Annotated in this window: 10 protein-coding genes; 4 read left to right on the plus strand and 6 right to left on the minus strand. The window is 57.8% G+C overall.

From position 1 onward, the window contains the following. Positions 1-181: 181 nt before the first annotated feature. On the plus strand, positions 182-502 hold the full coding sequence (locus FNA46_RS26625; RefSeq protein WP_425468708.1) for a GGDEF domain-containing protein: 321 nt from the start codon (positions 182-184) through the stop codon (positions 500-502). 284 nt (positions 503-786) lie between these two features. Here FNA46_RS26625 and FNA46_RS10360 read toward each other — a convergent pair whose 3' ends face one another. The 5 genes from FNA46_RS10360 to FNA46_RS10380 form a co-directional block, all read right to left on the minus strand. Beyond that, positions 787-1,497 (minus strand): hypothetical protein, encoded by a 711-nt coding sequence (locus FNA46_RS10360; protein WP_143125121.1) that lies wholly within the window; start codon positions 1,495-1,497, stop codon positions 787-789. Next, the gene (locus FNA46_RS10365) at positions 1,487-3,760 is read right to left on the minus strand and encodes a polysaccharide biosynthesis tyrosine autokinase (protein WP_342782387.1); all 2,274 of its coding nucleotides are present in this window, start codon (positions 3,758-3,760) and stop codon (positions 1,487-1,489) included. The genes FNA46_RS10360 and FNA46_RS10365 overlap by 11 nt, the downstream gene beginning before the upstream one ends. Before the next feature lie 34 nt (positions 3,761-3,794). Beyond that, complete coding sequence (locus FNA46_RS26000; protein WP_185969798.1) at positions 3,795-4,505, minus strand: hypothetical protein; 711 nt, start codon at positions 4,503-4,505, stop codon at positions 3,795-3,797. 130 nt (positions 4,506-4,635) lie between these two features. Continuing rightward, on the minus strand, positions 4,636-5,832 hold the full coding sequence (locus FNA46_RS10375; RefSeq protein ID WP_246102997.1) for a polysaccharide biosynthesis/export family protein: 1,197 nt from the start codon (positions 5,830-5,832) through the stop codon (positions 4,636-4,638). Positions 5,833-5,955: 123 nt separating this feature from the next. Further along, positions 5,956-7,458, minus strand: coding sequence for an O-antigen ligase family protein (locus FNA46_RS10380; protein WP_143125122.1), 1,503 nt, complete (start codon positions 7,456-7,458; stop codon positions 5,956-5,958). A 306-nt stretch (positions 7,459-7,764) separates the two neighbouring features. On the opposite strand from FNA46_RS10380, the gene FNA46_RS10385 reads away from it, so the two are divergent. From FNA46_RS10385 to FNA46_RS10395, 3 genes are all read left to right on the plus strand, one after another. Continuing rightward, positions 7,765-8,334 (plus strand): transglutaminase-like cysteine peptidase, encoded by a 570-nt coding sequence (locus FNA46_RS10385; protein WP_246102999.1) that lies wholly within the window; start codon positions 7,765-7,767, stop codon positions 8,332-8,334. A 209-nt stretch (positions 8,335-8,543) separates the two neighbouring features. Next, positions 8,544-9,248, plus strand: coding sequence for a DUF6030 family protein (locus FNA46_RS10390; protein WP_281288935.1), 705 nt, complete (start codon positions 8,544-8,546; stop codon positions 9,246-9,248). Between the two features lie 303 nt (positions 9,249-9,551). Next, positions 9,552-10,325, plus strand: a complete 774-nt coding sequence (locus FNA46_RS10395; RefSeq protein ID WP_425468709.1) for a metallophosphoesterase family protein — start codon at positions 9,552-9,554, stop codon at positions 10,323-10,325. Positions 10,326-10,493: 168 nt separating this feature from the next. Here the strand turns inward: FNA46_RS10395 and FNA46_RS10400 are convergent, their stop codons facing one another. Next, entirely contained in the window at positions 10,494-11,798 is a 1,305-nt protein-coding gene (locus FNA46_RS10400; protein WP_143125125.1) for a UDP-glucose dehydrogenase family protein, read from the minus strand. Positions 11,799-11,901 lie beyond the last annotated feature (103 nt).

Genomic DNA, 11,901 nt, shown 5'->3' on the forward strand with positions numbered 1-11,901 from the left:
ACGTCAACGACGTTGCAGTCTGTCTTCTGTCGCCACCCGGCCATCCTTGGGATGATGAGTGTGGCAATCCACAGGCACCGCAACGCCGCCCAACGTGATCCCTTCACCAGCCCTTCTCAATCGCGGCGGCTTCGTACATGCCGTCAGCGCTTTTCATGGCTCACACTTGCTGCCAGAGGTCATGCTCCTCTGCGACATCGATTGCTTCAAAGCCATCAACCATAGGTCCGGCCGTAGGACCGACGACCATGTGCTCGTCGCTGTGGCGCGCGAACTGACCGGCACCATCGATGGCAGGAAGCGCATTGGTCGGTTTGGCGGTGAGCAACTCATGGTATTTGTCGCCGATGTGACCAAGAGCGACGCTGCCGGCGCGACCGAAACACGGCGCCGGCGTCTCCATTGGCATGGCTGGCAGCAGAACGAGCGCATTCACCGAGTCACCGTCCGTTTCTGCGTTTGCCTCGTTCCAGTGGCCAGGGAGATCTCACCGGTTGTCTGACTATAGCAGACCGTGCGCTGTATTTCACGGAAGCACACGCCCGCAGACGCGTTTGCTCCGTTTCGCAGCGAGACCTCGATCTACCGGAGAGATCAGGGGATTTGCTTGGGAGAAACAAAAACACGCAGCGTATGCAAGCGTCTTCTCGATTTTACCTCGGTTGCTTTGAGAGATTTAATACCAACAGCACGGATAACTGTCTTGCAAACCACCAGCCAATGCTGGCCACGCAAAAACAGTAGAAGACTCAGGTAAGGAAGCGCCAAGCCAGGCGCCAGACCTGATCACCCCCTGGGGAAGAGTTCCTCGGCCCCATCGACGGACTGCAGCCTTTCGAAGCGCTCCGGCGGCATCAGTCGCATTTCGTCCTGCATCATGAGCGTGAGCTGCTGTGGCATTCCCGTCAAAAGATCGACGGCTTCAACGAGCGGTACGTAGAGAAGGACCGTGCGGATATCCTCCTGGACTTGATGGCGCGCGAGAGAAATTACCGTGGGTGAGACACGCCGCCACTGGAAAAACCTTGCCCGGATGACCGGATATTCAGACGGCGCGTAGCTTTGGGAATAACCCAGAAGCTTTGCCTGCTCCTGCGCCGTTCCGCCCAGAAACCAGCGGGTAAATGCCAATCGAGCCCAGAACATCCCGTCCGTCGGCTCGCAGGCCAGTGCCTTGCGTGAAACATCTTCAAGCTGTCGCAGTGCCAAGATCCAGTTGTCGCGGTCTTCACGCGGGTCGATCTGGTCGGCCTTCCAGGTCACCAGATCCACAACGCCAGTTATCCCGTCCGACTGGCAATCCGCAAAGACGACATCGGCCTTTGCAATCGCCTCATCGACGGCCGCAAGCGATACCGGATCCTTGCTGTAAGCCACGCGGCGCACATTGACAATTTCGCGAGCGGCAATCGACGCGGGAACCGTTTTGACGGCAAGAACGCAGACAAAGGCTGCGGCCCCCAACATGACCAGCCCGATAAAAGGATCAGCTTTCATGATCCACGTAGTAGGAACTGTAGCGCGAGCTATAGTAATCCGACGAGCCATATTCGCGGTAGAGTTTCAGCTTCTGGACATCGACCTTGTTCAGGACCACACCAAGCGTACGCTCTGCAATCTGGTGCTCGGCCTCCAGCGTCTGCTTGACCACCTTGCGCGCAATGCTACCCCACTCGACCACCATGATGAAGCCATCGACGCGACCGGCAATGGCACGCGCGTCCACAACGGGTGCAAGGGGGGGGAGATCGAGAACGACATAGTCATATTCCGCACTGACCTTCGACAGAAGCTGCTGCATCTGCGGCGAGGCCAGGAGTTCCGACGAATGCGTAATACGGCGCTTCACGATCACCGGCAGGAAGTCGAGACCAGACTCGGCATCGCTCAGCAGCAGGGACTTGTAAGGCACACCGGCTGTCAGGACTTCGAGAAGACCAGCCTCCGCATGCTGGCCAAGCATACGGGTTGCGCCCGGATTACGAAGGTCGCAATCGATCAATAGCGTACGGCCGCTCTTTGCCGCGATCTGCGCGAAATTGACAGCAATCGTCGACTTGCCTTCGCCAGGTAGGCAAGACACGAATCCGACAACCTTATTGGGCTTCTGGACATTGACATCGACCGCAATCTTGCAGCTACGCAAGGTTTCGGAGAAGGAGGACAAGGGATAGGCCAACGAGAAGTTGGAAATCGTGCTACGGAAATGCACTCTGCCAGGCGCCGCAGGTTCAACGCTCTCATTGTTCTTTTTAACAATTTCCGGTGTTGCGCCGAGATATTCGAGACCCAGTATGTCACGCACCTGGTCACCCGTCCGGAAGAAACGGTCCCGGAACTCGCGGAATGCCGCAATTGCGCCGCCAGCCATCAAGCCGAGCAGGACAGACGCAACCAGCACGAGCCCCTTGCGCGGGCTGCTGGGGCCGCCCGGGGGAACTGGTCTCGTAATGATACGGGCTTCCGTCACCGGAAATGACTGCTGCTGAACCGCCTCCTGATAGCGTTGCAGGAAGGTCTGGTAGAGATTGCGATAGGTTTCCGAAGACCGCTCGAGTTCGCGCAGCTGGACCTGCGTTTCGCTCGCCGCGACACTGACATTGGTCGCGTTGCGGACACCTTCAGTGATATTGCGCTCGCGGGAACGCGCCACTTCCAGTTCGCTCTGATAGCTTTCGGCGATGCGGCGCAGCTCATCGAACATCAGACGTTCGTATTCCGACATTTCCTGGCGCAAACGAACCGCCTGAATATGGTCTGGACCGAGACGCCGCGTAATATCTGCCTCAAGCTTGGACGCATTCAGATACTTTTCGCGCAAGGTGTTGATAACGGAACTGCCAAGCGCATCCGTGACGATTGCATCCGTCTTGCCGCTCGCAATGATTTCCTGGATTCTGTCATAGCGAGCCTGAGCCCTTGCGGTATCAGCACGGGCAACAATGAGCGCGCTGTTCAACTCCGTCAGCTGCTGGTCGGAAACAAGCGTATTGCCCGCCTGCACGAGGCCGTGCGCTGCGCGGAACTTCTGGACCGCAAGGTCGGATTCAAGCGATTGCTGCCGCAGTTCCTCGATACGATCCTGCAGCCATTCACCGGCACGGCGCGTTGCCTGATACTTCGCATCGAGCTTGTCGTTCAGGTAGGATTCCGCAATCCCATCGGCAACCTGTGCCGCCAAGCCCGGAGTTACCGCCGTAAAGGCAATTTCCAGCACATAAGCACGACCAACACGCTGTACACTGAGACCACCCTGAACGCGCGCAAGAGCACTGCGCCGCTTTGCTTCCGCGGGGTCTACAGCAGAATTATCTCCGCCATTTCCAGAACCGAGTTCAGCAAGACCGCTCCGGAGAAGACCGACAGCCATGGAAATTGCAGAACTACTCGACGCCATGAACTGCGGATTGTCCTGAAGCCGCAATCTGTCGACGGTCGAAAGACCGATGCTATCCGACTTCAGCAACTCAACCTGACTGAGCACTGAAGCTTCGTCGTCCAGAGCGCCACCGATGGTTGAGAGCTGCTGAACGATCTCACTGTTGCCACGGTCGATCAAAACACGTGTCGTCGCCGTGTACATGGGAACAGCGGTAATCAGGTAGACCACACCCAGCACCAGAGCAACAGCAACGGCCATCAGCAGAACAATCCACTGACGCCGCAGCATGGCTATGATGTGTTCAGCGTCAATCGACGGCACCGCACTTTCGGCGAGGCCTGCGTCATTTGTTTCCGGAAATACGGCGCGCTGATTCACTGGTCTACCCTAATCACTCAAAAAAGAGGTTGTATTAGCCGTTCGTCGTGGGGCTCACGACGGTCGTGCCCCCATTGTTCGTCCCGCCGCTTGACGAACTACCACCCGCACCCGAGAACGTACCGCTTCCGCTCGCCGTTGTCGTAGTCGTGTTCGTTGAAGCAATACCACCGCCTGTGCCACCACCGCCGGCCGCACCGCCACCAGCAGTACCGATTGCTGCGCCGCCAGTCGTGCCGATCGCCGTCCCCCCACCGACAACGCCGGTTTCGGCAGTCTGGGTATCACCTGGCGTACCGGTGCGTTGAGCGGCAGAAGCAAGCTGCGTGCTAGAGGCAACAGCAACCTGGATCTGCGCCGCAGCAGCCGGATTGCCCTGGGTGGCCAGAGTGTTCGCAGCGAGATTGGAGCCGGCAACCAGAGCGGCAGACTGGGCAGAACTTGCAGACAGGGCGGCAGCCTGAAGAGCAGTCAACGCCTCCGTCATCTTGTTCGCGCCAACGGCAGCAAGCAGCAGCGAGGCCACATAGTTCGGAAGCGCATCGACGCCCACAGCCAGAATGCTCTGGGGGTTACCGAGAAACGCTGCAAGCTGTTCCGGCGTTGCCGGCGCAACAGCCGGCGCCTGCTGCTCAGTCTGAGCAGGCGCAGCATTCAATGCAGGAGGCGCCGTTTGAGCGAAGGCCGGCGACGCGACCAAAAGAGCCGACACGATCAGTTGAGCATTACGAATTTTGAGGCCCATGACGAGCGAACTCCCTGTTAAGTTTCACTTGACCATAAAGTCCAAGACGAGATGAAATTCAAGTTTTCCATATCGCCTTGGAGCAAGAGGTTTCATTATCCCTAACGACGCCGGATAAGATCCAGCATTGTCAGTTGTTTCTCAGATTGTCACGCGTATTAACAACATTGTTGACCGACGACGTGGCAGAATTCAGGATCGTCAGGAACTTCGTGAGTTCGACACCATCAGACGTCGAGACGTAGAGAACATCCTTGTTCTGCATCGGGAATTTCTGAATGGCGAAGAAACCCGCCGGATCCCGCAGATTGGCACGGAAGATCACCGGAACCTGATCCGAGTGGAAGCGCTTCGTATCGACACCGAGGCCTGTCAGAAAATCGCGGCTGACGAGACGATACAGGAACACGCCCGTCGGCTCCGCCTTGTCATCCAAAAGACCGCCAGCCTTTGCAAGCGCGTCACCCAGCATCAGATCAGAATCCTGGAAGTCGATACTCCCGCTCTGACCGGTTACCCCGAACGCCAGATAGGTGCGGCGCTCGCGACGAACGATCACCGTGTCTCCGGGCTGGACATAGATGTTTTCATTCGAATTTCGCGCGAGAAGATTGTAATCGACTGTCGCCTGACGGCCGCCTCGCTGCACCGTAATGGTCGTTTCCGCAGCAGGACCGCTCAAACCGCCCGCTTCGGAAATAACATCCAGCACACGCTCACCGGCGGGGCTCAACGTAATCTTTTTCGGGGAATTGACATCGCCAAGAACGGACGCCTCCATGGAACGGCTTTCCGAGACGGTCAGCACCACCTGCGGCTCGATCGCGCGATTGGCCAGCCGGCTGGCAATATCGACCTGCACATCATCGACACGGCGTCCGGCCGCGCGAATGGTTCCCGCGTAAGGCACCGTGATATTGCCCTGACGGTCCACGGTCTGGTTGGGCAGCGTGATGTAGTTGCCCGGACGGGCACCTGCATCTGCGGGAATAAACAACCCGCCAGCTTGGGCTTCGAAGACGGCCACCTGAACCACATCGCCAACGCCGAGCAGAATGTCCGGAGCACCGCCCCTGCCGCCGCCGAAGCCGCCACGCAAGCTGCCAGACGTTGCCTTGGACACATGCTGCAGAACCGAAGCATTGATATCGACCAATGCATAATCGATACCAACCTTCTGGTCCGGCGAAGCAACCTTCACCGAAGCACCCGAGTCAACCGCCCGCTGGTCCGGCCCGGAACGCGGAAGCCCGGCACAACTCGCCAAAAGGCTGACCATAGCAATTGATAAAATACGATTTGCTTTCATCCCCATCAGTCCCGCCATATCATTGAGAGGTTGCTCATACTAAATTACGGATAGCCAATCGGCTCCAGTCTTTTCTGCCGCATCGCACATTTTTCAAGGAATCCCGAATGTACGTGTAGCAAATACACCACAACATTATGGTTAATTTTCCCTTTCACCGGAGGATTTTCGACCTCCGCTGATGGAAGCAACCATTCCGAGATAGATCAGCCACCACGTTGCAAAGCCAGGAATCTGCAACGAGAAGTCAACAAGGGAATGCACAGCCACCAGAACGCACGTGGCAATACCACCCACCACGAATAGCCGGCGACTTTTTCGATGCAAAATGCCACGCCGCAGTAACAGAGATATTGCCGCGAGCATAGCAACAAGAACGACAAGGAAGGGAATACCGAGGGCCAGAAGACCGTCGAGATAAACATCATGCGCCATGTTCCAGACACCCGCCATCCCGCAGCTGGCATCGCGATAGGCTGGGAAAACGTTGATAAACGCACCCGGACCGATTCCGAATGGCAAGCCGTCGTGAATGGCGGCGAGGATCCCCGGCAGAACGCAGAAACGGCTATCGTCAACACCCTGTATCTCGGCGCGCAACACAACGCGCCCCGCAAACAGGCTGGCCACCAGCAACAGGATCAACAGAACGGCGACCACTTTCAGCAGGCGTGCCTTGACACTCGACGTTGGCTGCCCAGCGAAGCCGGCCCTTTGCGAAGGCACGGGAGGAAAAAACGTCGCTGCGGCAAACATCACTAACAAAGCGACAAACGTTGCGAATACGCCCCCACGCGAACTCGTCGCCAGCACTGCGCCGAAGGATGCACAGGTCAGCAAGACCCACAACAATGCCTTGCGCGCAGACCAGCCAGAGCGATTATAAAACAGGGAACTGCCGGGAATGACCTGAAACTGCAGTCCCTTGAAATGGCTAAGAAGAGCAATCAGGCTCACACCATAGAAGGTCGCAGCCGTGTTTCGGTTCACGAAAGGCGCGGTCAAGTTGCCGAGATAGTGCAGCTTCTCGCCCAGCATCAGCGAATGCGGGAAGGCAACATATTGAAACAGTGCAAAGACCGCCAGGCAACCTCCGGAAACGGCAAAGACCCAAAGCGCCCGCTCCACGGCCGAATCGCGGCGGAACAGCATGAGCACGCACAGCAAGGTCATTGCTGGCAGACTGATGGCCACGACGCCACCGCGCACCACGCCGGGGGTCGGCGAAACGGATGCATCGGCAGCAATCCCCATCTCGGCAAGCGCTGTCCAGGCAGAGTGCCCCGCCAAGCCGAACGGCGCAGGCATGCCCTGAAATTCGCACCAGAAGACAACGAGCACCCAGCAAGCAAGCGCTGTCTTGAACAGACCGCCGGTCGCCCGGGGAAGCCCCATGGCAAAATAGGCAAGCGCCAGGGATGACGCCATCAAGATTGCTGCCAGACCTGCGGCGATCGGATAAACCGCGCCGTGCGTCAGCATCGTGATCGTGATGGACAGGATAAACAGAACGGTTGCTGTCCGCCGAAGCAGACGCGTCTTCATATCTTCATCGGCGGGAATCACCGATTTATCCGATTTGTGCGCGGCAGGCGCGATTGTTGCAGATCTCGCTACCAATCCACTCTTGTCCTTGGTTGACATAAATCGATGCTGTGAAGACCGGTGCACTAAGGCGCAAGCCGTAAAATCTTTCAAGCGCTAAATTAAGCGGCAGCCGATCCACCAGGCACATAATTCTGAAAACCTGTTGCGACTTCATTTCGATACACTCGCCGTACTTGCCATCGAAAAATGCGACATCGCTCAAATTGAACTGATCCGCTTAAAGTCACCTCATCTTCTCGACGCGTAAAACCGTCTCAGAAAGGCGCAACCCGCAGCGGTGCGCGGAAACCTGAACGGGACAAAGTGATGAGTCGCATTCCTTTCGCCTGCGCCGTGACGCTGATGATGCTGTCGGGTGTCTCACCGGCACTGGCCATCGGCCCCGGGGGCCTTGCAGCACCGACCCAGAAGAAAATCATTCACATCGCTGCCGCAAAGCCGACCCTTGCTCCCTTCGCCTATGTGACGTTTTGCGTGGCGCACGGGGATGAATGCCACACGCGCAATGCGGCTTCAACACTTGCTCTGACGCCCAACCTGATGCGCGAACTGAGGCGTGTGAACGCGGAGGTAAATGCAGCGATCATGCCGATGAACGACGCGCCCGGCCGCGATTCATGGGACATGGATGTTCGCTACGGTGACTGCGAGGACTATGTCCTGACAAAACGCAGCCGCCTGACAAAACTCGGCTGGCCCGCCAACAAGCTGCGGATCGCCGTGACGATGACCCGCAACAACAACGGCCACGCAGTGCTTGTGGTCAGCACGGACAAGGGTGACCTCGTGCTGGACAACCGGATGGATGAGATCAAGAACTGGCAGGACACGGATCTGCAATGGCTGAAGATCCAGTCGGAAGAAAATCCGCTTTTCTGGAATGAGGTCTCAGCCACTGGCAGAAAAGGATAGCTCCCCTGGAATCGCGGATCGAGGCCATCCCGGACGAATTCGGAAAGAAAAAACCCGCACTCGAAGCTTTTACTTGACGACTTGCCGCAACTGATCCACCTCCGTCTGAACAGGATATTGTCCATCGAATAATCTACGGCGGCATGACGATAGAAAGCGATCAACAGGCCATCGGCAAGCTGCCGCGTCCGAGGGGTCGCTGGGCGCTGATGATCTGGCTTCTTCTCGCGACCGGCGCGACCATCGGCACGGTGCTGTTTGCCAATGATGCGCGCAACTGGAAACTGCTGCAAAAGCGTCTTGGCATCCATACCCCAGAAAAGACCACAGAGCGGATCCACAAGACCTCCCGCGCCGGCGCGCGCGTTGCCGGGCAATGGCTGATCAGTCTGTCTCCCGCCCTGCCGGCAACGCGGTTCGAAGCCGTTGTCGAGCCTGCGCAGCAATGCGCGGCCCTGGCAGACCCCGGGCAGGACAAACCACAATACACGGTGGATGGCGAAGGCAACTGGCAATGCCTTGCCTTCTGGTCTGCCGCACCGTCTCCGGATGCAGCCGCGGTTTTCCTTCAGGTTCGCGGAGACAAGATGCACAGCATCACATCCTGGCGCATGAAACTCAGCAAGGCCGATACCGATGGCAGCGAGATTCTCCTGCATGGTTTTGCCATGCTGCAACAGATTGTCCACCCTGTTTCACTGGAGCCGGACTTGCAGACGGTCATCCGTGACAAGACGGAAAAGTGGCAGGATTTCTATTCCGTTCTCGGCCCCTACGTGATCACATTCCGGCAAGAGCTACTGGATCCCAAACGCTTCAATCTTTTTGCATTGAAGCGTCGCGTGGATCGCTATCCGCTGGAACCGGCAGCCCAGGATCTCCGTGCGGTGGGCAACCATATGTCACATCCATAACCGCGAGTGCCAACCGCACCAAACGCAAAGAACACATCCGGGAGACGTTACGGTGGTCACGACTTACGCAATCGTGTTCAATCAATTGCTTTTTTAGGCCTTGACCGCAGCGCAAGAGAGCCCCAAGTGTCGGCAGAAAAATAATTTGGCAATTGGTTTCGACATAGTCTTGTCCGTATGTTCAATATTTTGAGGCACCATTAAGTCTTCAGGGCCTCGGTTACCGTTGTCTCGGTGTGTGAGCATAGCCTTGACAGGGTTATGCGAAATGGAAGGTGCAGATTGACGTCACTTAAGCAGCTGTTGGATTGGCTCCGGGGAAAGCGGGTACACGCGTCTCCCCTTGCGTCCCGTCAGCGGCTGGACCTCGGTGAACAACCACCCGCCTACGCAATCTATGCCATTGGCGATATCCATGGCTGCATCCGCGAACTCATCGAGGCAGAACACCGGATCATGTCCGACATCGAAGCATCCGGCGTTCCAGGGCTGGTGGTGCTTCTGGGAGACTATATCGACCGCGGACCGGATTCTGCCGCCGTTCTCAACCATCTGAGCCGTCCAAGCCCGCAGGGCCTTCGCCGCCTTGCCCTGTGCGGCAATCACGACGAGATGTTCCTGCGTTTTCTCACCGATCCGCGCAACGCCGCGACCTGGCTTGAGTTCGGTGGGCGTGAAACGCTGATGTCCTACGGGGTGAATATCGAGTTGTTCCAAAAGCGTGACCGGATCGATTTCACTGCTCTGAGGCAGCTTCTGGATGAAGCCATTCCGTTGTCGCACATCGATTTTATCCGCAAGATGCCGTCGAGCCTGAAGCTTGGCAGCTATGTCTTCACCCATGCCGGCATTCGGCCGGGCATCCCACTGGAAGAGCAGACGGACGAAGACCTGCTCTGGATCCGCGAACCGTTCCTGTCTCGCGGTCCGGAACTGCCGCTCACCGTCGTTCACGGCCACACACCGGTGCCAGAGCCGGAATTCAAGCCGGGACGCATCGCCATTGACACCTGTGCCTATGCGACCGGTCGCCTCTGCGTCCTGAAGATCTATCAGGAAGACGCCGTTTTGCTTTAAAACGGATCGCGATCGTTTAAAGTCACGCCTCGCGCCCTGTGGTTTCGCGCCTGTCGCTTTCGCAAGGCCGCGGGATCCTTTGGACAACATCCATTCACGCCCATCCAGAACGCAAAAGCGCCGCCCCTCAGGATGGGCGGCGCCTTTAGATCAGATATTCCGGTATCGTCAATCCGCTTTGCCGATGGCATGATAGTCAAAGCCATGGGCTTCGACCTCGGACGCGCGATAGACATTGCGCAGATCCACGAAGACCGGAGTCACCATCAGCGACTTCAGACGTGGCAGGTCCAACGCGCGGAACTGATTCCATTCGGTCACGAGGACCAGAGCCGCAGCGCCTTCCGCCACCTGATAGGGGCCGGAGGCGAATGCGATGTCCATCATCTGGCGGGCATTGTCGATACCTTCCGGATCGTAGCCCGAAACGATGGCTCCGGCATCCTTCAGGGTCTGGACAATCGCAATCGCAGGGCTGTCACGCATGTCATCGGTATTCGGCTTGAAGGTCAGGCCAAGAATGCCGATTTTCTTGCCGCGTACGTCCCCGCCGAGTGCCGCAATCACGCGGCGGCCCATGGCTCGCTTGCGATTGTCGTTGATCGCAATGGTGGTCTCGATCAGACGGACCGGGCTGTCATGGTCCTGCGCGGTCTTGACCAGTGCCAGCGTATCCTTCGGGAAGCAGGAGCCACCATAACCCGGACCGGCATGCAGGAACTTGGAACCGATACGACCATCAAGGCCGATGCCGCGCGACACGTCCTGCACATCCGCACCCACCCGCTCGCAAAGATCGGCGATCTCGTTGATGAAGGTAATCTTCATCGCCAGGAAGGCGTTGGCAGCGTACTTGATCAGTTCCGACGTCCGGCGACCGGTAAAGACAAGCGGCGACTGGTTGAGATAGAGCGGACGATAGACTTCGGTCATGACCCCTCGCGCCCGGTCGTCGGTGACACCGACAACGATGCGGTCCGGTCGCTTGAAGTCGTCGATGGCCGCGCCCTCGCGCAGGAATTCGGGGTTTGAGACGACCGCGAAGTCTGCCTCCGGATTGGTTTCACGAATGATACGCTCAACCTCATCACCGGTGCCGACCGGCACGGTCGACTTCGTCACGACAACCGTGAAGCCCTTGATCGACTGGGCAATCTCAGCGGCAGCCGCATAGACATAGGAAAGGTCCGCATGGCCATCGCCACGGCGTGACGGCGTTCCGACCGCGATGAAAACAACATCCGCCGCCTCGACGGCAGGGCCGAGTTCGGTTGTGAAGGACAAGCGGCCGGCGGAGCGATTGGAGGCCACGAGTGCATCAAGGCCAGGCTCATAGATCGGCATGATGCCGTTGTTGAGTGCCGCGATCTTCTCGGCGGCCTTGTCGACGCATACCACATCGTGGCCGAAGTCAGCGAAGCAGGCACCCGAAACAAGTCCGACATAGCCGGAGCCAACCATGACTATACGCATTCACTATTCCTCATCGAGAGAGTTTCAACATCTTCAGTGGAACCGGACCGACATCACCTTATTGCATCGCAACATTACACGCCCAAATCAACCAGGCCATGGG

This window comes from Affinirhizobium straminoryzae (genome assembly GCF_007004135.1).
Taxonomy (GTDB): domain Bacteria; phylum Pseudomonadota; class Alphaproteobacteria; order Rhizobiales; family Rhizobiaceae; genus Neorhizobium; species Neorhizobium straminoryzae.